The sequence below is a fragment of the Brevibacillus sp. SKDU10 genome, from assembly GCF_001645205.1.
GTDB classification, from domain to species: domain Bacteria; phylum Bacillota; class Bacilli; order Brevibacillales; family Brevibacillaceae; genus Brevibacillus_B; species Brevibacillus_B halotolerans.
Genome location: NZ_LSSO01000208.1, coordinates 123,109 through 143,823, shown reverse-complemented (window position 1 = coordinate 143,823; position 20,715 = coordinate 123,109). Strand labels below are relative to the sequence as shown.

The 20,715-nt window shown below is 40.3% G+C and carries 20 protein-coding genes and 1 rRNA gene; 7 read left to right on the top strand and 14 right to left on the bottom strand.

Annotation, left to right across the window (positions count from 1 at the left end):
* The 5 genes from AYJ08_RS21855 to AYJ08_RS21840 form a co-directional block, all read right to left on the bottom strand.
* Window positions 1-209: ribosomal RNA gene (locus tag AYJ08_RS21855) — 16S ribosomal RNA — on the bottom strand; the annotation flags it as partial.
* A 382-nt stretch (window positions 210-591) separates the two neighbouring features.
* Window positions 592-1,488 carry a GNAT family N-acetyltransferase gene (locus AYJ08_RS21850; RefSeq protein WP_064019463.1) on the bottom strand — a complete coding sequence of 299 codons (897 nt, stop codon included), beginning with the start codon at window positions 1,486-1,488 and terminating at the stop codon, window positions 592-594.
* A gap of 173 nt (window positions 1,489-1,661) precedes the next feature.
* Window positions 1,662-2,255 (bottom strand): fatty acid metabolism transcriptional regulator FadR, encoded by a 594-nt coding sequence (locus AYJ08_RS21845; protein WP_003334729.1) that lies wholly within the window; start codon window positions 2,253-2,255, stop codon window positions 1,662-1,664.
* A 264-nt stretch (window positions 2,256-2,519) separates the two neighbouring features.
* Window positions 2,520-2,660: a hypothetical protein gene (locus tag AYJ08_RS24175; RefSeq protein ID WP_197490783.1), complete on the bottom strand. Its 141-nt coding sequence runs from the start codon at window positions 2,658-2,660 to the stop codon at window positions 2,520-2,522.
* 83 nt (window positions 2,661-2,743) lie between these two features.
* Window positions 2,744-4,366, bottom strand: a complete 1,623-nt coding sequence (locus tag AYJ08_RS21840; protein WP_064019462.1) for a long-chain fatty acid--CoA ligase — start codon at window positions 4,364-4,366, stop codon at window positions 2,744-2,746.
* A gap of 189 nt (window positions 4,367-4,555) precedes the next feature.
* On the opposite strand from AYJ08_RS21840, the gene AYJ08_RS21835 reads away from it, so the two are divergent.
* The 4 genes from AYJ08_RS21835 to AYJ08_RS21820 all read left to right on the top strand — a co-directional run bounded on the left by AYJ08_RS21835 (window position 4,556) and on the right by AYJ08_RS21820 (window position 9,638).
* A complete protein-coding gene (locus AYJ08_RS21835) occupies window positions 4,556-4,903 on the top strand; it encodes a DUF952 domain-containing protein (protein WP_064019461.1) in 348 nt (115 codons plus the stop codon).
* A 33-nt stretch (window positions 4,904-4,936) separates the two neighbouring features.
* Window positions 4,937-5,398 carry a YiiD C-terminal domain-containing protein gene (locus AYJ08_RS21830; RefSeq protein WP_064019460.1) on the top strand — a complete coding sequence of 154 codons (462 nt, stop codon included), beginning with the start codon at window positions 4,937-4,939 and terminating at the stop codon, window positions 5,396-5,398.
* Between the two features lie 45 nt (window positions 5,399-5,443).
* A complete protein-coding gene (locus tag AYJ08_RS21825) occupies window positions 5,444-7,585 on the top strand; it encodes a PAS domain S-box protein (protein WP_064019468.1) in 2,142 nt (713 codons plus the stop codon).
* A gap of 268 nt (window positions 7,586-7,853) precedes the next feature.
* Window positions 7,854-9,638 carry a PAS domain-containing sensor histidine kinase gene (locus tag AYJ08_RS21820; RefSeq protein ID WP_064019459.1) on the top strand — a complete coding sequence of 595 codons (1,785 nt, stop codon included), beginning with the start codon at window positions 7,854-7,856 and terminating at the stop codon, window positions 9,636-9,638.
* Between the two features lie 151 nt (window positions 9,639-9,789).
* On the opposite strand, the gene AYJ08_RS21815 is transcribed toward AYJ08_RS21820, so the two are convergent.
* The 7 genes from AYJ08_RS21815 to AYJ08_RS21785 all read right to left on the bottom strand — a co-directional run bounded on the left by AYJ08_RS21815 (window position 9,790) and on the right by AYJ08_RS21785 (window position 15,940).
* Window positions 9,790-10,419 (bottom strand): SurA N-terminal domain-containing protein, encoded by a 630-nt coding sequence (locus AYJ08_RS21815; protein ID WP_064019458.1) that lies wholly within the window; start codon window positions 10,417-10,419, stop codon window positions 9,790-9,792.
* A 180-nt stretch (window positions 10,420-10,599) separates the two neighbouring features.
* Window positions 10,600-10,761 carry an aspartyl-phosphate phosphatase Spo0E family protein gene (locus AYJ08_RS21810; RefSeq protein WP_003340731.1) on the bottom strand — a complete coding sequence of 54 codons (162 nt, stop codon included), beginning with the start codon at window positions 10,759-10,761 and terminating at the stop codon, window positions 10,600-10,602.
* A 252-nt stretch (window positions 10,762-11,013) separates the two neighbouring features.
* On the bottom strand, window positions 11,014-12,033 hold the full coding sequence (locus AYJ08_RS21805) for a phosphotransferase (protein ID WP_231929226.1): 1,020 nt from the start codon (window positions 12,031-12,033) through the stop codon (window positions 11,014-11,016).
* A gap of 91 nt (window positions 12,034-12,124) precedes the next feature.
* Window positions 12,125-12,901 carry a polysaccharide deacetylase family protein gene (locus AYJ08_RS21800; protein ID WP_064019457.1) on the bottom strand — a complete coding sequence of 259 codons (777 nt, stop codon included), beginning with the start codon at window positions 12,899-12,901 and terminating at the stop codon, window positions 12,125-12,127.
* 25 nt (window positions 12,902-12,926) lie between these two features.
* Window positions 12,927-13,946 (bottom strand): aromatic acid exporter family protein, encoded by a 1,020-nt coding sequence (locus tag AYJ08_RS21795; protein ID WP_064019456.1) that lies wholly within the window; start codon window positions 13,944-13,946, stop codon window positions 12,927-12,929.
* Window positions 13,947-14,086: 140 nt separating this feature from the next.
* Window positions 14,087-14,827 (bottom strand): SIMPL domain-containing protein, encoded by a 741-nt coding sequence (locus AYJ08_RS21790; RefSeq protein WP_064019455.1) that lies wholly within the window; start codon window positions 14,825-14,827, stop codon window positions 14,087-14,089.
* Between the two features lie 114 nt (window positions 14,828-14,941).
* Window positions 14,942-15,940 (bottom strand): LacI family DNA-binding transcriptional regulator, encoded by a 999-nt coding sequence (locus tag AYJ08_RS21785; RefSeq protein ID WP_031411419.1) that lies wholly within the window; start codon window positions 15,938-15,940, stop codon window positions 14,942-14,944.
* 213 nt (window positions 15,941-16,153) lie between these two features.
* On the opposite strand from AYJ08_RS21785, the gene AYJ08_RS21780 reads away from it, so the two are divergent.
* A complete protein-coding gene (locus AYJ08_RS21780; RefSeq protein ID WP_064019454.1) occupies window positions 16,154-16,930 on the top strand; it encodes a Cof-type HAD-IIB family hydrolase in 777 nt (258 codons plus the stop codon).
* 48 nt (window positions 16,931-16,978) lie between these two features.
* On the opposite strand, the gene AYJ08_RS21775 is transcribed toward AYJ08_RS21780, so the two are convergent.
* Together AYJ08_RS21775 and AYJ08_RS21770 are read right to left on the bottom strand one after the other, a co-directional pair.
* Complete coding sequence (locus AYJ08_RS21775; RefSeq protein WP_064019453.1) at window positions 16,979-17,539, bottom strand: hypothetical protein; 561 nt, start codon at window positions 17,537-17,539, stop codon at window positions 16,979-16,981.
* Between the two features lie 81 nt (window positions 17,540-17,620).
* A complete protein-coding gene (locus AYJ08_RS21770) occupies window positions 17,621-18,412 on the bottom strand; it encodes a DeoR/GlpR family DNA-binding transcription regulator (RefSeq protein WP_064019452.1) in 792 nt (263 codons plus the stop codon).
* A gap of 207 nt (window positions 18,413-18,619) precedes the next feature.
* On the opposite strand from AYJ08_RS21770, the gene AYJ08_RS21765 reads away from it, so the two are divergent.
* On the top strand, window positions 18,620-19,714 hold the full coding sequence (locus AYJ08_RS21765; protein ID WP_003334711.1) for a carbohydrate kinase: 1,095 nt from the start codon (window positions 18,620-18,622) through the stop codon (window positions 19,712-19,714).
* Window positions 19,711-20,631 (top strand): pseudouridine-5'-phosphate glycosidase, encoded by a 921-nt coding sequence (locus AYJ08_RS21760; RefSeq protein ID WP_064019451.1) that lies wholly within the window; start codon window positions 19,711-19,713, stop codon window positions 20,629-20,631. The genes AYJ08_RS21765 and AYJ08_RS21760 overlap by 4 nt, the downstream gene beginning before the upstream one ends.
* Window positions 20,632-20,715: the final 84 nt, after the last annotated feature.

The window sequence follows — 20,715 nt, the reverse complement described above, 5'->3', positions numbered from 1 at the left end:
GCTTGCGCCATCTTACCGGTTCGCTTCATGCGAAGCAAACCCCTATCCGGTATTAGCATAAGTTTCCCTATGTTATCCCAGTCTTGCAGGCAGGTTGCCTACGTGTTACTCACCCGTCCGCCGCTAGGGTCCGAAAACCCTCGCTCGACTTGCATGTATTAGGCACGCCGCCAGCGTTCGTCCTGAGCCAGGATCAAACTCTCCATTAAAGTAGTTCTTGATCAAAGCTTCAAAACTTGCTTGGCTAGTGTTTCTATCAAACATTTTACTGTTCAGTTTTCAAAGATCATTTTTCATTGTCGTCAGTCGTTTTCTCCTGCCGACAAGAATTAATTCTATCAGATTCTTTCATTAAAGTCAACATGTTTTTTGAAAAAAAGTTTTTTCTTAACTTCTTTAACATCTTGTCTTTATTAGCCTCTCGTGAGGCGACAAGAAGTATCTTATCACGTCCAATACAGCTTTGCAACCCCTAATAATATATTCATATATTTCAAACTATAAAAGGAATGAAAAGAGACTCTAATAGATTATCCATGCCTTCAGAATCTCTTTCCTATTAAAATAAACAACATTATATCTCCACTTAGTCTATTGTTTTTTTAATTGATTTATCATGTACACTTGTTCAATTCTTAAGGTAAAACCTAAATCAAGAAGTAGAGCATAAAGCCCCGTTTTTTCATATACAACCATATTGGTACTTCGTTCTATATTTTCTAATTCAGGACTTAGCACATAAGTCAGCAATTCCTTCGTGATAACGTCCCTTTCTTCTCTGTCTAGTTGAGGATTCATTTCGCATTGCTGTAAAGTTATCCCCTCCATTTCACCTGACTGATTAAACATTCTTCGGTATAGTGCATAGCCTACACATTGTCCTTCTTCGTTATAAGCAATTACTGATTCGCCATCCTGCATTCCCATAGCCTGAGCTTGATAAGGAGACCATATCTGATAAAAGGGGATCGTTAACGCCTCAGCAGCCATACCATGTTTCAAGATATATGAATGGGAAGGCTTATCTGGAATAATCCCCTTCTGTAGTGTGCCGCGTTGTTTCACCAATATAATTCTGCCTGCAATCTGATACCCCATTTTTTCATAAAGAGATATCGCACTTCTATTCTCAGCAATCGCTTCTAAGGTAGCAATGTCTATATTTAGTTCCTCGTAGATGCAGAGCAATTCTTTCATCATCAGCTTCCCTATTCCACGTCCACGCCACTCTGGTTTGACTGCTGTTCCGCCATTCCAGGCCACCTTTTTGCCTTTGATCATACGCCAGCCGGTTAGAATAAACCCGATAGGCTCCTCGTCCTTACATGCTACAATAGATAAATCAGGAGAAAGCTCATCCTTACCTAAACGTTTCAAAAAAGAATCAGTATCAACCTGAATATCAACGAAATATTCAGAAAACCCTGCATTCCAAAGCCGCACCGCTTCGTCAAAAGTCAGATGAGTCAGTCGTTTAAAAGTAATCATCTTCATCCCCCTTTAATCAATCATAAGCTACTTCAAAAGAAACGATGCTTCTAAATTTGTAACTCTTGGACAAAACAAGTTTTATTCTCTCATTAGATTCTTCTTCGTTCAATAAAAGCCGGATAAAAAAACTTATTTATCAAAAAAATCGGAATAAAATTCACCGCTTCACTTCATGCCTGCTGAACTACTCCACAGCCTCGGCTGACAAATTGATAGACACTATCGGTAAGCTCCATGAGATCGTAATTTTGATCGTTCATGACCCAATTCGTCATCAAGTCATCGACAACGCCAAAGACCATTCTACGAGTTACTTTAATATCTAGCAGTGGGTCAAATTCTCCATTCTCAATTCCTAGCTTTAATATCTTATCAATCATGGATAGATAATCCTTTAGAATTTTGTTGATTGTGCGCCGTACCTCTTTGTCAGAATGCCTTAATTCTAATTGGGTTACCATCGCAAAATGAGGATTATTCGAGAATCGCGAAAAATGACCTTCTACAAATACTCGCAGCTTATCGGTCGCCTTGCTCGCCCGATCTATATCAGGAGACATTTCTTCTAAAAACTCTGTAATTTTATCTTCAAATAACGACAACAAAATGTCTTCCTTATTTTTGAAATATAAATAAACAGTACCGTCAGCAACACCAGCTCTTTTAGCAATCTTTGAAACGTGAGCCTGTTGAAACCCGTTTTCGGCAATAACGACAGTGGCAGCTTCTATAATCTTTTTATATTTCGGTTTTAATTTACGCACGTTAACCCCTCACCTATTGATAATGCTATTTATCAATCTCCCATTATTTTAGCCTATCATAACAGGCCTATCCCAACAATGTTTATTGCATGCGATGCCACAGGACCAATATCCCCTAGAACCACCCTATTTTTATACCCCTATGCAACAAATCCTTGAAAGCTGACAAAGCTCTATAAAATTACGTTGCCCGATATGTAGGAAAAGCCAGAAATGCAATAAGTAAAAAGTCTTCTCCTGGATGCAGAGAAGACTTTTATACAACTATAGTAAAATGACATAAATAACCCCAAACAAACTGACTATACCTAATCCAAATAGTAAACCTATTCCTTGAACGTCCAGATTCTGTTCCTTCCACCAAAGCTGCGCATATCGCTGACACTGACAGCGAATCCACTCCATAGACAGTCCCCCTTTCTCTCAACATATTCATTAGAGAAAAAGAAGAGCTAGACGTTTATCTGATAACGTACACCTATCTTTCCTTATGCTTGCGGTTCCTTCGCATAATGGTCAACAATGTGCTCACGTAACGCTCGTTTTAAGAATTTGCCTACAGATGTTTTTGGAATCTCCTTTACAAATAGGACATCATCTGGTAGCCACCACTTGGCAAATTTAGGTTTCAAATAGGCAAGCAGCTCTTCCTTTGAAACGCTTTGTCCTTCTTTTAATACAACGCACGCGATTGGTCGTTCTCCCCATTGCGGATGAGGTACACCCACGCAGGATGCCTCTGCTATAGCCTCATGACCCATCAGCGCATTTTCCACATCCACAGAAGAAATCCATTCTCCCCCACTCTTAATTAAATCCTTTGTACGGTCAACTAGCTTCACAAATCCTTCTGCATCCACAGTCGCTACGTCTCCCGTATGTAGCCAGCCATCTTGGAATGTTTCTTCACTCCGCTCATCTTTATAATAGCTATCTGCAATCCATGGGCCGCGAATTAACAGCTCGCCCATCTCTTTACCATCCGCCTTCACTTCTCCATTCGGCCCCACTATCTTCATCTGAAGGCCAGGAACCAATGTTCCCTGTTTGCAGAGGAAATCTAGTTTTTCTTCCTCCGATAGATTTTCCTCCTGATAGCTTTTTAGCTTAGAGCAAGTAACTAACGGACTGGTTTCCGTCATCCCATAGGCAACATAGAAGGGGATATTAAATTTTTTACGATACCTCTCTACTAAACTGCGAGGAGAAGCAGATCCACCGCAAACAACGGCTCGCAAACTGGAGGTTTCGTATCGGCCATTCTCCAATTCCTGTAAAAGACCTAACCAAATCGTTGGCACTCCGGCTGTAATGCTTACTTTTTCTGTTTCAATCAAATCAGCTAAAATCTGAGGCGTAAAGCGCGGTCCTGGCATCACTTGCGTACAACCAAACCAGGTGGCTGCAAAAGGGAAGCCCCACGCATTTACGTGAAACATTGGAACTACCGGCATTGCGATATCTTTTTCAGCTAATGCTAGTGTATCTGCTAGCCCTAGAGACATAGAGTGTAATACAATTCCGCGATGAGAATAGATAACGCCCTTTGGGTTCCCTGTAGTAGCAGACGTGTAACACATGCCTGCTGGATCTCTCTCTTGGATGTCAGTTGGATATTGATAGGAAGGGTCTGCTTCTTTTAATAGCTGTTCATAGGAATAAAGAGGTTGTAGATTTGAGGCAGGCAATTGATCGTGATCAGTCATCAGTACATATGCCTTTACAGTGTGTAAGTGATCTTTTATCTGCTCGATTAATGGAAGAATGTCATCGTCTATCAACAGAACCTGATCTTCTGCGTGATTAATGATATAGATGATATGCTCAGGAGATAAGCGGATATTAATGGTATGCAATACCGCCCCCATACTAGGAATAGCGAAGTAGGCTTCTAAATGTCGGTGATGATTCCACGCTAGAGTTCCTACTCGTTCCCCACGTTTAATACCAAGTGTTTCAAGCGCACTGGCCAAACGTCTTGTTCTTTCCCCAATCTCAGTGTAGGTGAATCGATAGATACCCGTAGATGTACGTGATATTACCTGTTTTTTGCCAAACATTTTTTCTGCTCTTTCCATCATAGGCGCAAGTGTTAATTGTGCATTCATCATCGCAAACTCCCCCTATTCTATTTACTTTGGGACCGGAGCTCTTCTAGTTGCACGAACCGCCTGCAAACGTTTGCTTCTGAATATTCATTCTTGCTCATTCTTGTTTTTCCTTTCCCAAGCCTTAAAGAAAGTTGTAGAATAGTACAGATAAACAATTGTATATTTCTACCACAAAGGAGAATGTCAGCTATGGATATGATTCTGAAAATCTCTACAGAACAGCAATGGAATACTGCCCAAGAGCAAGGTACATACCTACATCCATCCCTAGACACGGAAGGATTTATTCACTGCTCTACTCCGGAGCAATTCGAAGGTGTTGCTAATCGAATCTACAAAGGACAACAGCATCTGCTGCTCTTAGTGATTGATCCTACTCGGCTTAGCTCGGAATTAAAATATGATCTAGCGAAAGACGGAGAATTGTATCCACATATTTACGGTCCTCTTAATCTAGATGCCGTCATTCGAGTAATATCGTTTTCATCTGACAAAAAAGGATATTTTTCCCTACCTGCCGAACTCTCTTCCTTGTAACGAAAGTAAAGTTATAAGAAGGGAAGTGTCAAGATGAACCCCGTTCAAAAATTTTTTGTCAAGCAAGTACCATTTGCCCAAACAATTGGAGTTACCATCACACAATCATCACCTGGTGAAGCATGTGCTCGGCTCCCCTTTTCACCTTCTAATGTAAATCATGTCGGCACCATACATGCTGGTGCCCTCTTTACATTAGCTGAATCAGCCGCTGCTGCTTCCATTTTATCCACCTTTTCTGACTTAGTTCCTCATATTCTGCTACTGGTAACCAAAAGCTCTGTCGAATACTCTGCACCAGCTCAAGGTGATATTGTAGCGATAGCTTCTATTTCCAAGGAGACAGAACAACTGGTTCGTAACACACTTAAACAGCCCAGCGATCGGATACGTTTTACAGTACACACGGAAATCAAGCAAGAAGGAGCCGATGAAATAAGTGCATTGGCTCAATTTGAGATGTATATGAAACGTAACGAAGTCGATAGACAATAGGGCTATCAACGTTACTAACACTGGATGAGACAGGTCGTGAATGATATGAATTTATTTTCTTCCGGTAACGATACGTTATTTCAGTCACTTATTGCCGAAGCTCCGTTAGGCATCATTAGCGTAGCGGATACTGGTCACATCCTTAGCTGCAACCATGCAGCCAGTAGCACGTTTGGCTACCGGGAAGAAGAGATCATCGGCAAATCTTTTCCTATTTTATTTCCAACCATTCATGGATCTACCTTTCATTCTTTATTTCAGCAGGAAAACCAATCTATTCCCACGTACAATCAGGAATGGATTGGTCTACACAAGAATGGAGCTAGCTTTTCCATAGATGTACACACAACAATCATCACAAATAATACTCCACGAATTCTTGCTATCTATATTAAACAAAATCAGGCCCAGAAATCTGACCTTTATCAATCCTTGTTTGAGCAGAATCCTTTCCTTGTATACTCCACGGACTTACAAGGCAGAATTTTCAGTTTAAATCATGCAAGCGAACAGATTTTAGGCTACTCCGCACACGAATTAATCGGCCGTTCTTATCAGGATTTAATGATGTTTGAGGAAGATCGCACCGCTGAGAGCATCCGATTCCGTCGGGTTCTTCAGGGCGGACATTACAAGCTAGAAATCCCCTTTTGCAACAAACAAGGACATCTTGTCTACATTTGCCTGATCAGCTTTCCTAAAGTATTTGAATCACAAGTAGTAGGTGTCTATTTTATGGGATTCGATATTACCGCTAGAAAACAAACAGAACGCGCTCTCATGATGGCTCAGGAAGACTTAAAAAATACGCTCCAGATGCAAAAAGGCATGACCTTTAAATTCATTAAGTCTGGCAAGGAATTTATTTATACAATGGCAGATGGAGAATTGCTGTATCGTCTAGGTCTAACACCAGAATATGTAGTAGGTCGACGTATGCAGGACGTCCTCCCTTATTTACAAAGTAAGCGCAGCTACTACGAAAGGGCTTGGCAGGGAGAGAGTGTTACCTACGAAGAAAATGTAGTAGGTGTCTGCTATGTAGCCTCCTTGCGTCCAATTGTCCGCAATGATCGTGTAGTCGAGGTAATCGCTTCATGCATTGATATAACTGAACGAAAAAAAGCAGAGGAAGAGCTACGTTCAACTAAGGATTTACTGGAATCTCTGTTTACCAACTCAACGGATGCGATCTATGTCTTAGATCTAGATGGTACTGTGCTACGAATTAATCGAGCCTTTGAAAAAATGTATGGTTGGAGTAGTGAAGAGGTAATTGGTCGACCTTTGCATGAATTTTTGCCAAATGATTCACAGCAAATGATCTTTGTTTGCCGTGATAAGGAAGAAAATAATTACATTACCAGTTATGAAACACATCAAGAGCGAAAAGATGGTAGCAAGCTCTATGTCAGCCTGAGCTTATCTCCTATCCATGATGTAACGGGAAAAATTGTGGGAACAGCAGCTATTTCCCGAGATATAACAGAACGAAAAGCAACCGAGCAACTACTGCTTAACTCTGAAAAATTGTCTGCTATCGGTGAACTAGCTGCTGGGGTAGCCCATGAAATTCGCAATCCTTTGGCAGCGTTACGCGGATTCGTACAATTGCTCCGTTCATCCGTAAAGGATTATCAGCCTTATTTTCAAATCATGCTGACGGAATTAGATCGTATTAATATGATTGTTAGCGAACTATTAGTTCTTTCAAAGCCACAGGTATTACGTTTACAACGGAAGAGCCTGCAGCAACTGTTAACCAGCGTTGTTTTGCTGTTACAAACACAAGCCATTATTAGCAACGTTCAGGTGCTAATGGATTTTGGTGATGATGATCCTTATGTAGAATGTGAGGAAAACCAATTAAAACAAGTTTTTATCAATTTACTTAAAAACTCATTGGAAGCAATGGATAATGGTGGCATTATTCAAATTACGGTAAGTACAAAAGAAGAAAGTACCTATATTCAAGTAGTTGATCAAGGCTGTGGAATTCCCGACGAGCTTATCTCTCAGTTAGGTCAACCGTTCATCTCCACAAAAGAAAAAGGCACTGGGTTAGGATTAATGATTACACAAAAAATCATTAAAGAGCATCGTGGTAATTTGTCGATTAGTAGTGAAGTGGGCAAAGGTACAACCATCACCATCCGATTACCGCTCGCTCAATCCTCCAGCCTCTAAGAAAATAGCGGTCAGACTAACTTGCTTTCATGCCAGAATTACAAGCTTTTTTGGTGTTTCCTCTATGATCAATGAATTAGAGCCGATTTCGCCAATCTTGTAAGAGTAAGAGGAACGGCTCTTATTTTTAACATCCTTCTAATAATTAATCAAGAACAAGTATTGAACAAAAGGCGTCCATGACTTAAAGTAAAGATAACGTTTCCTTTTTTATACTTAAATGGAAGAGTGTGCTCCAGTTTTTTAGAAGGTAGGGTGGTTTTTTTACATGAGTAACTTGAAAGCTCTCCCGTTCTTTTCCTCTGTATCGCATCAGGATATTCTTGATCATCTACCAACAGGAGTCATTCAGATCGATAGTAGAGGAATCATCGTTTATACGAACCATGTTTTACTCCAATGGATTGGGTATGCTGAAACAGAATTGATTGGTAGGCCGTTGCAAGAGTTTTTTCCTGATTTTACATTAAGAGACTGCGAAGAAGAGGCATCTCCTGTTGAACAGCATTATGAAATCAACACGATAGATAACGGCTCTCTTTATGTCAAAACACTCATTCAATCCTACAGAAAGCAGGGCCAAACGACTCATCTCCTCCTTATTAGAAAGTTGGGCAAAAAAACGAAGTGGCGTGTAATTTTCGAAAAGTTCAAACAAAGCAATTCAAACCTTTCACCTGATGATGCTTACATGACCCTAGATATTACAGGAGCTTTTCGGGATGTCAACGAGAAATGCAGTGTAATAACCGGATACACTGAATCTGAATTATTACAAAAAAACGTCTATGACCTACTACATCCAGACTATTGGAATGAAGCAGACCATATCTATGAACACCTTCAAACAGGGACTCCGTTTGCAACTACTCTTTCCATCCGGCATAAAAAGGGATATACCGTGTGGCTGCAGGTTATGTTTCTTCCCTTGCTTGCCTTCGATCAAACCGTTGGGATGCACGGAATCGCAAAAGAGTTTTCACACGAGCATATGTTAGAAGAAGCGCTATGGGAAAGCCAGCTTAAGTATCAAATTCTAGCAGATTATACTTCTGATCTCATCACTTTTCTAGATTCACGCGGTAAAGTAGTCTTTGTTTCCCCCTCTCATGAAACGATATTCGGACATCCTCTGCAAGACTACTATCAACAACACCCATTTGACTATCTGCATCCTGATGATATCCCTCATTTGCGCAAATGGTTTCATCATATATATGAAACAAAGCAAGTAGATGCTGATCCTATAGAATTACGGGTCAGGCATCATGACGGACACTTTCTCTTCATTCGTAATTCCTGTATTCCTATGCTTAGTAAAGACGGAGACATTCTGGGCTTTGCCCTCATCGGAGAGAACATTCATCATCAAAAACAAACCGAGAACCTTTTACAACAATCAGAAAAGCTTTCTCTGCTTGGAGAATTGGCTGCAGGCATAGCTCATGAAATTCGTAATCCGCTTACGGCTCTGCGCGGATTCACCCAGCTTTTGCAGACCCATCCTGAAGACAGCAATAAATATACAGACATCATGCTAAAAGAATTAGATCGCATCCATTTTATTGCAAACGAATTATTACTGTTAGCTAAACCGCAGGGATACCAATTAGCTCCAAATGATATCTGCTCCTTATTGCAGGATGTAATTACATTATTAGAATCCCAAGCTATATTAGCTAATGTCACGATCTCTACTCACTGGGAACCGGATATCCCCTCTCTTCTCTGTGAACCCCGTCAGTTAAAACAAGTATTTATCAATATCATCAAAAACAGTGTAGAAGCCATGCCCGCTGGAGGTTGTATTCATATTGAAGCAACAAAGCTAGAGCATCATGCAGTAATCCGCTTTTCTGATGAAGGCTGTGGTATACCTCTGTCTACATTAGAAAAAGTAGGCAAACCATTCTATACAACCAAAGAAACCGGAACTGGGCTTGGTCTCATGGTTAGTTCCAAAATTATACGTGAGCACAATGGTACTCTTCAGCTGCGAAGTGAAATGAATCAAGGAACTACCATTGAAATTACTTTACCCTACATGCCATAAGTAACAAGGGAATGGCAGAAAACTTGGGTTCTTTCCTTTTCGAAGATAGGAGCCTCATCCCAGCCCTGCCCTTGTATCGTGTTATTATAAAAAAATCACTCCCTAGTCCATATAAATTAGGGAGTGATTTTGCTTGCGTGTAAACGCCGTTTTACTTCTTCTCGTCTTCCTCGAAGACAGGTTGTTCGATTTTACTGATGTATTTAATATCTGCATTTTTCACTAAAGTATGAATCCATTGATCAAAAAACTCTTTTTTGTGCTCGCTCATTGCCTTCTCTTTTACTTTATCTTTTACATTCTCATAAACAGCGTTATCACCAAATTCGGATTTATGCTGTTCAAAATATTTTTTTATTTCTTCGTCTTTCAATGGAATAGATGTGGCAAAGGCCTTCTCGGAAAGCTCGCTCATCTCCAAATCCTTACGCATGTCTGCTTCTGTAATTTTCTTGCGTTTTAAGAACTCCTCAAATTCTTCTTTCGTTCCCCAGCTTTTCTTAATCTGTTCTACTTCAGCATCTATTGCTTTTTGGTCAACTTGTACCCCAAGCTTTTTCGCTTCTTGTCTTATAACAATTTCTTTGATTGCATTTTCCATAACCTTTTGCTGACCTTTAGGGGTAAAGCCATTAATGACACGATCTTTTGTTATTGCCTCTCCGTTAACAATAGCTACTGCTGGTTCTTGTGTTTCCTGCTTACCTGCCACACCTAGTATAACTAAACCTACTACTAGAATTGCAATAGTAAGCATGGTTACGTCAAATTTTTTCATCATTCTACTCCTTTTGCCATTCTATACTTTCCTTCCTAATCTCCACCTAGTGTAACATAAAAGAAATAAGAACTTGTGTAAAAAATATGGAATCCTTGTAAGAAACTCAAACAAAAAAACAACCTAACCGTGTCAGGTTGCGTAAACTTCTCCTGTTATGTTTTCTTAGGAAATACCGTAATCCTACGAATGACGACGTAGCAGTTGAAGTTGAACAATGTAGGTATCTAGCTGCTGGCTGATATGTACCACCCGCGAATCGACAAAATTACCTTTTTCTTTATACGCTTGAATCATGTCCGATCTTAAAATTTCGATTGTTGACTCTAACGTTACCTCTTCCATAACACCCTCCACACTTATACTTTCCTTACTAAGTATAGGTATGTTTCCAATTCTTTACTAGTAAAACCTTTCGACTTTCCATGTAAAAACATGCGAGAGCTTGTCATAATTACTCGTATTTCACTAATCAAAAAAAGTTTATCGAGGGTCCTTACCTATTTTCGAGAGAAAGCGCCAGCATTTCCTAATAAACAGACACTTTCGACACTTTCCCTCTTGCTGCTTATATTATCCTAATATATTCCAAATAAATCAATCTATTAATTGTTTTAAATGCTCGCCTCGATCCCACTCTTTTTGTAAAAGTTCCTCTAGATCACTAACAGAACCCTTTTTATACAGATCGTGCTTAACCATTCTTCTGACTCCATGCGGAAAAGCTAAGTCATGATACATGATCCACTGATCCGCTTGGGATAAAGTATTATTAGATAAATATTGGTCTATTAAGGTAGTAAAAGCTTTTCTGCTCCATCTAGACTGTTTTTTTACAAGCAAATTAACCAAACGTTCCAAATCCTTAGAAGGAAAATCATGACGTGTAAATTCCCAATCAATCACCCAAAATTGCCCTCGACGCTTAAAAACATTTCCCCGATGAAAATCCCCGTGACAAATCCACTGTTCAGCAACTGATCGGTATTTCAAATTAGCATAATAACTAGACCTCTGTAATGCTTGGTAAATCTCATAACCGGCCACCTGAAAATAAGGGAGGTACTCGCACATCACCTGTTTTCGTTCCGAGGAGCTGTTCTTGTTTTTTTCATACCAGCGTTTCAAATAATACAGACCTGATTGATAGTGTTCATTCCAATTATTCAATCCCATGTATTTTGGGCTCATAGGGGTGCTAAAACCATATGATGCACGATGCAACTGCCCTAATAAAACACCGCGCTCCCATATATTTTCTACGCTGGTCTCTCCCATGTCCGGATCAGTAGATGGATCACCATAAATGTATTGTTGCATTAAATAATATTGATTTTTCCAGATAAAATAGCGTTTTCCATCAACTGTAGGTAAAACATTTGGAATATAAATACCCGTACTCCGAATTTGATCCTCTACTGCCAAGATAAACTGCAAACGTTCCTCATCCAGAATGATCCTCTTCAGGACGTAGTCTCCCTTTGACGTTTTCAAATGGATTACGATCGTTCTTCCCGTATCATGCAAAATATCCGTGTCTAGGATTTGCATACAATACGTATGTTCCACGGCTTTCCTTAACTCCGTGTTCAAAAGAATCACATCCCATCTGTTCATTCTCTTTCATCATACGCCGGGGGAATAAGAACGGATGGTAAAATGGACGCAAATAAGCACCCATTTTTTCTTTTAAAAAACTCTCCATCACTTATCGTGACAGAGAGCTTAAAAATGTAAGATGTGTAGTTGGCATTGGATTGGGTTGAAGCAGAGCTTGAAGGGAAGCTTTAGGATGGATCTCTATGCGACGAAGCGTATACATTCCTTGCTTTGGAGTTGTCTTACTCGGAACAGTGGTAAATGCCATCTTATATCCCACTTCACGTACCGTTGGCAGCATGGCACGATTAAATCCTCCGTATGGATAAGCAAGAATGTCTATATTTTTATGTAGCTTAGCCTCAAGCATGGCCTTGGACAGAGCTAATTCCTGATAAACAACATCAGGCGATAGCTTATCTAGGTGAGCATGCGTCATTGTATGTGATTGAAAATCAATTAAACCACTGTTGTGCATTTCCTTTATGTGATCCCAAGTCATAAAGGAAGGTCTTCCTACTGAACCAGCTGTAACAAAAATTGTCGCTTTTTGCTTATAAGCCTGAAAAATAGGATAAGCAATCAGATAATTGTCGTCATATCCATCGTCAATTGTGATCACTACAGACTTGTCTGGCACCGGCTTTCCTTCATTATAATATTGAAGTAATTCAGTTGCTGTCAGAGTCTGATACCCTTCGTCATGGAACCATTTCATTTGTTCCTCAAACTCTCTAGGAGGTACACAATAGGGATTATCCGGCTTATCCGCAATAGAATGGTAGATCAATACAGGAATACCCTTCATTGAATATACAGCTCCCACAGAAGCTGGAAGCATGATTATTAATGCAATCACTTGCAAAAATAAAATGATTTTCTTCATCAAAACCTCTCCCATGGTTAAAAAATTACTCTTTCTGTTTGGCTTTTGCTTTTGCTTTCCCCACTTTTAACCGTGCATGCATTCGTTCCAATTCTCTCTCTGAACGAATGTAATTATGTTTGAGCAAAAGATATTGTTCAATTTCACTTAACAAATAAAAGAGCGAGGCCCTTACTTCAAATTCTTCACGTGTAACAGGCAAAGGCTCTTGTCGTACACGTTCTCTAATTTCGCGAATGCCATCCAAATATACATATGACGTATTGCCTGGATGTATTTTTACACTCAGGTCATCGAGAAAATCAGCAATCTGTTTTCCCTGAGGAACCTGTAAAGAGAGGCCTGAAACAATAGGCAGCATTCTCTCTAAAATATCGAATTGCTTCTCCCGTATCCCAAAATAACGATAGATGGTTGATTCAGGCCGCAACAAGTTATTTTCAACTATCAGTAAGGAAAGCTCTTTTGCTTTTTTAATCAAGACAGGTGTTTCCACCATTTCTGATCCTGGCCATCCATCTTCCCCATGGCGTAAATAGCCTGCCAATTCCTTTAAAATCACAGAGAAGTTTTTTTCTATTTTTTGCTGAAGCTCCCATAATTCCTTATCTTTGTTAGGCATATATAAATTCATAAGGAGCCCAATTCCTATACCGATCGTAACCAATTGTAATTCATTCCATAAGAAGCTCCAGCTTAAATCCTGCTTCAAATAGATATGTAACATAATAACGCAACTGGAAATAAAACCCTCAATTACACGTAAGCGTACTAATGTCGGAATAAAGATCAACATCATCATCGTGATTGTGAAAGCATGAAATCCAACCCATTTAAAAAACAGAAGGCTGAAAACCATGGCGACTAAGCATGCGATAAATCGATCAATGGAAACGCTAAGCGAACGCTTTCGCGTAATTTGAATGCATAGGATCGTTAATGTACCCGCTGACGCATAGAACTCTAGTCCAAGTAATTGAGCAAGAAAAATTGATAATCCAGCACCAATTGCTGTTTTCAGTGTTCGGTAACCAATATACGGCATCTATTGCCCCCTTTCTTCCTCTTCTCCTCACTATACTATAAGCTTTTTCCTTTATTTGAAAAAGGACAGAAAAATCTTTTTTGAGGAAACAAAAAAACGGAGTGACTGTTAAAGTCTCCTCCGTTTGGCATTTCCCGATCCTACTCAATTTCAAACTGTACCGAAACAGTTGTTTCTACTTTAATTTGTCCAGGAGCGATTGAACTACCCCTAGCTGCTGAGTCCTGCATCGATAATTCATTTTTCGCTAGGATATAAGGACGTTCTGCAACATTGCTCTCTGAAATGGTCAGTACTTTTTTCACTGTCACTCCCGATGCCTTGGCTAGCGCCTCTGCTTTAGCTTTTGCATTTTGCACAGCTAGTGTTAAGGCTTCCCCTTCATATTTGGCTTGTTTATCTGTACTTAACTGAACGGAATCAATTCGATTAGCTCCGGCTGCTGAGAGCTTATCCAACAAATTACCAATCTTATTGAGATTTCGATATGTTACTTTTACGATATGCTGGCTTTGGTAGCCTGTCAGGACAGGACCCGCTTTATCCTCGTAATTGTATTGTGGGCTAGTTGCAAATTGAATAGTTTGAATTCCTTTTTCAGATAAACCTTCCTGTTTCAACACCTTTTCCACTGCAGCAAAAATTTTTGCATTCTTTTCCTGTGCTTCCTTTGCTGTTTTCGCATTTGTCTCTACTCCTACTTGGAGATAAGCCACATCCGGGTCAACAGAGATACTACCTACTCCTGTCACATTAATGTTTCGGATTATCTGTGCCTCTTGAGCATGTGCGGCAGGTACAGCAGCCACAAAACTTCCACCTGTTAACAATCCAAGTGTCAGAAATGACGCTACTACTTTATTCATTGCTTTTTTCCTCATGATTATTGCCACCTTTCACTCATGCGCTTACTATTTCAGCATTCTGCCAATATACGCATTATCTGAATACCTGCTTTGACGAACCTATTGTTGAATTCGTTTCAACAGAAAAGATCACGCACTGCCACGTATGATAAACTTCAACGGAAGCTCTACTTTTTTAGTGACAATTTTTCTCTCCTTTAGCTTGTTTCCCCGCTCAGGAATCTGTTCGATAAATAGCTGAAAAGCTACCTTGCCAGCTTCAAAACTAGGTACATTCATCGTGGTTAAATCAAGAATGCTCGCCAACGGTAAATTATCAAAGCCAATAATAGCCAAGTCTTCAGGAACACGCCATCCTAGTTTTTTGGCTTCTGTTATCATGCCTGCTGCTGGCAAATCACCTGCGACCATAATTGCTTGTGGACGTTCCTTTAGCCGGGCTAATTGCTGCACAACCTGCGAACCATCCTCCATCTGATAGCAATTTTCAAAAATCCATTCTGGTCGAACAGGTTCTTTCAAATCGGCAATCCCTTCTAAATACGCCTGCATACGTTTTTTTCCGTTATGAGTGCCACTTGTTCCAAGAGAAAAGCCAATTTGTCGATAGCCTTTTTCCACTAAATAACGAAAGCATTCCTGCGTTCCCCTGTATCGATCAACATGTACATACGAGATGACTTCACTGTCTACTTTTTCGCAGGCAACGATCGGTCCGTAGGAAGCATACGACTCTACCATCTCCCATTTGCCTTTTCTGGAAACAATGATCACTCCATCTATTTGCTTTGATTTCAGCATATCCAATACGCGCTTCTCTTCATTTTGATCATAATTGGTCTGGCATAAAATTAATCGGTAATTATTCAGCAATGCTTGTTCGGCAATTCCCTCCAGCACCATTCCAGCAAATGGATGATTGACAAACGGCAATAGAACCGCCACCATTCCTGTCCGCCCTTTTACTAGATGAACAGCGTTGCTATTTGGCGAGTAATTAAGCTTATGCACAGCATCCCAGACTGCCTGTCGCTTAGCTTCCTGTACATAGGGATGATTGTTAAGAACGCGTGAAACAGTTGTAATAGATACACCTGCTAGCTCGGCTATCTGTTTTATATTAGCCATGTGTCATCCCCCCCTCTCTCCATTTTAAAATAAGCTGTGAATAGTTGCCATGTTCACATAGCTTGAAGAGAATCTGAAGAATTCTCTTGACCTGAAATGCTTTTCATATTGTAAGGTTTATCTTGTTAGTACCATCTGGTGTCGGCGTGACCGTTGGGCGTTACGACACAGTGGTATCCCTTAGATCAACTAGAAAAAGCGGAGGAAATTTACGTGGAGAGAAAAATCGTATTTTTTGATGTAGACGGAACCTTACTTACTGAAGATAAGCAATTACTGACAAGCACTCGCGATGCGGTACGTCGATTGCGTGAAAATGGAATCTATGCTGCTATCGCTTCTGGTCGGATGCCTAAGCAATTAGAAGACATATGTAGAGAATTAGACATTCATTCTTATGTTTCCATAAATGGTCAATATGTTGTATTTGAAGGCGAAGAAATCTATAGTAATCCAATAGCGATAGAGCAACTAACAGATTTAACTGATCTTGCCAACAAACACGGTCATGTCCTTACTTATGTAAATCATGAAATGCTATGCGCCAACCATCTTAACGATCCTCTTTTGGACGTCATTTATGGCGAACTACAATTGGCTAAGCCTTCTCTTGACCCTGATTTTTACAAGCAAAATCCAATTTATCAAAGCATTATTTTCTGCTCACCTGAGTTTGCTAAGGAGTATATGGAACGCTTCCCTCAATTTGGCTTCATTCACTGGCATGATTATGCCTTGGATATTATTCCATTAGGCAGCTCCAAAGCAGTCGGCATCCAAAAAATGCTGGAACACGGTCATTTTTCCCTTGAGCACACCTATGCCTTTGGTGACGGCTTAAACGATCTTGAAATGCTGGAAACCGTAGGACATGGTGTAGCCATGGGCAATGCCGTTTTGGAAGCAAAACAAAAAGCTCGTTATGTAACAGCAAGCTGCAATGAGGATGGGATTGCCAAAGGTCTCTCTATGTTAGGATTACTAGACTAATTGATTAAAAAAGCCGTTTTCTCTTTATACAGAAAACGGCTTTTTCTCCTATTGTCTTGTTACCTGTTTTATTTTATCCATCATCTGATTCGGTGTTAGTCCGTTTAATTCAGAAATTCCATATCCCTCTAGAGCCACCGTTCTTCCCTCAAAAACAGGGTAGATTCCTTGCCATTTTTCTACGGTTGTGTAGGTATTGGAATCCACTTTTTTTAAGAATAAAAAATATTCACCATCTCCAAGTGCCCCTGGATACTGTAAATTTAAAGGGTCTCTTGCCTCAGGCTTAGGTTCCAATCCATAAAATACAAGCCGTACTTGTCTCCCTATGCTCCCCTTCAGTGTTGCTTTTACTTGAAAGGTTTGTGTATATTTGACGACTTTTCTTCCTTGTACAGCTTGCCCAGTCGCTTGTTCATTAACAGCTTCCAATGGTGTTGCACGAATGATTGCCTGGGAAGCATTGGTTAGTTCCTTGACAGAACTAAATTTTATTTCATTTTGGATCGCTTGTACGTGCTGTGCCTCCTGAAGAGATCTTCCAGCATCCGAGCCCCATTCTGTGTATCCAATCATTAATACCGTAAGCATCCAACTGCTGTACCACATGTTGTGCCTCCTGAACTCTCATGTTTGCTGTTAGTATGTGTTAGGACAGTATGAATATATACGATATTTCTGTGTAACCGGTTACACCCTAGAAGCATTTAACCATTGAACCTGCCATTCTTGACATTTCCCTGCCCATTCCTCAGGTATTTCGCTATCACAAATAACTGTCTGAATGTCTTTTATATCTGCAATCTTATAAAAAGTCTGTAATTCCAATTTAGCCTGATCACACAGCACAATGCATTCCTTTGAATTCTCCATAAATTTGCGAACCAAAAAAGCTCGTTCGGCATCATGATGGCTCATTCCTTTTTGCAAGGATAATCCATCTACACACAGGAAAGCCTTATCTGCATGGAAATATTCCATCATTTTCTCTGTCATCAAGCCGCATACACGTGCATGCTTTTGATGGACCTTCCCACCTAAAAAATAGACATCTCCTGTAAATTCGTCCCTTTTCTCCTGAAGAAAAAAAGCTTGCAGTAAACGGACAGAGCAAGTAATGATCGTCACGTCTTGTTTTTCTAATAAGTAGGGCAACATATATAGTGAAATGATCCCATCATCTAGAGCTACACTTTCACCATGCTGCACCAAATTTGCTGCTGCCTGTGCAATATCTTTTACGCTGCTATAACAAATTTCTGAGTCGTCTTTATAAGAAAGCAGCTCGATGTCTCCGCTTACTTTGACGGCTCCCCCATACACCCGCCTGAGCCTCTGCTCTTGTTCTAGCTCTTCTAAATATCGACGTACGGATTCTGAAGAGACTTGTAGCTTTTCTACTAGCTCAGTTGTTTTTACTTTTCCTTCTTGTTGTAGTAGTTCTAAGATGAGCTCCTTTCTTTCCTCTCCTACTAATGACACACGAACCGCCCCTTTTTCGCCTCTTTTTGCTATTGTAACTCAACTTTTGTCTTTCAGATAGACTTTTGCTTAGATCATGGAGAATCTCTTACTAAAAACAGCCGACAAGCATTTTTGTAAATGTTTTCTCCTATCATACTTGATAAACAAATACTTTACAAACTTTTGTTTAAATGATAAACTTTTGTTTGAAAGGAGGAGTGTCACATGGATAAAGAACAACAAATCTTGCACTATATCCGTTTGAATCCCTTCATCAGTCAACAAGAATTAGCCAATAAAATGGGAATTTCCCGCTCAGCCGTAGCAGGGTATATTGCCACTATGATGAAACAAGGCCAAATCAAAGGAAGAGCCTACATTTTAAAAGAAGAAGCTTCCATCACTTGCCTTGGGGGAGCTAATCTGGATCGCAAAGCTCGCAGCAAACAACAAGTCAAACTGCACTCTTCCAATCCAGTTAGCATCTCTCAATCATGTGGAGGGGTAGCCCGAAACATTGCTGAAAATTTGGGACGCCTTGGTTGCGTTACCTCTCTTATTACTAGCGTAGGCAATGACAAAGAGGGTGAATGGGTTCTTGCAGAAACCAAACAGCATGGGGTAGATGTTAGTCAATCCTGGATGCTCTCCTCTGAACAAACGGGTACCTACACAGCGCTACTAGATGTAGATGGTGAAATGTTCGTTTCCCTAGCAAACATGGATATTTATGAAAAAGTAACAACTGAGATGATCGCAGAGAAATGGGCTCATATCGTCGCTTCCGACATTGTGCTTCTAGATACGAACCTCCCTGAGGACGTGTTGGCATATATGATCAAACGCTGTCACGATGAGAACATTACTTTGTATATTGATCCAGTCTCTTCAGCGAAAGCCAAAAAATTACCCGAATCTCTCATGGGCGTCACAAGTATTTTGCCTAACCAGGAAGAAGCTGAGATTCTTTCTGGCATGAAGATTAACAATGTAGAGGATGTAAAAACAGCTTGCCAGTTCATTCGCAAACGCGGCGCTCTCAATGTCATCGTAACCATGGGTGAACAAGGTATTTTTGTTTCTTCCCCTGAACACGAGGTTTTACTTCCACCATATCCAGTGGATGTTGTAGATGTCACCGGTGCTGGTGATGCCTTTGCCTCAGGTCTATTGCATGGTGTTCTACACGGTGAAGAGCTTTTAGACGCTTGTCGGTTAGGTCTTGCTGCATCAGCTCTGACATTGGTAACAGAACAATCTGTCTCTCCCGAATTACAGCCGGAAAAACTATATCAGTTCGTAAAGGAGAATGCACAATGAAAAACTACTTAACTTTTACTGAAGAGGTTGCACATGCTCTAGAAAATAAATTACCGATCGTCGCTTTAGAAACAACCATTATCTCTCATGGCATGCCGTATCCGCAGAACATTGAGATGGCGAAAAAAGTTGAGCAAATTATTCGCGATAACGGTGCTGTGCCAGCTACGATTGGTATCATGGATGGTAAAATTAAAATTGGTCTCAATGATCAAGAATTAGAAGAATTCGCTACGAACAAATCCGTCGAGAAAGTAAGCCGCCGTGATTTCCCTTATATCCTTGCATCAGGTAAAATTGGAGCGACCACTGTTGCCGGCACTATGATTGCTGCTGAACTAGCTGGAATTGAAATGTTTGCTACAGGTGGTATTGGTGGGGTTCACCGCGAAGGAGAGGTTACGTGGGACGTATCTGCTGACCTAACAGAATTGGCGAATACTAGCGTAGCTGTGGTATGCGCAGGTTGCAAATCAATCCTTGATATCGGACGTACATTAGAATACTTAGAAACACAAGGGGTGCCGGTTGTTGGTTACAAAACAGACGAATTCCCTTCCTTCTACTCCCGTAAGAGCGGCTACGGCGTTGACTTCAAATTGGATACGCCTGATACAGTAGCTTCCGTAATGGATACAAAATGGAAGTTAGGTATGCAGGGTGGAATGGTCATCTCCAACCCTGTACCAGAAGAATCTGCTCTTCCATACGATCAGATTGAAGCAGCGATCCAACAAGCACTTGCCGAAGCGAAGGAAAATAATATCGCTGGCAAAAAAGTAACACCATTCCTGCTTTCAAAAGTAAAAGAACTAACTGCAGGCAAAAGCTTAGAAACGAATATCGCACTTGTATATCATAACGCAGAGGTAGCAGCTAAGATTGCCGTTGAATACAAAAAGAAACAAAAGCAATAAGTTATCCAAATCTAGTTAAAATTATTGTAAACCAGTTTGTTATAAACTCCTGACTATCTTAAAAAGGCAGTTCCAAAGTGATTT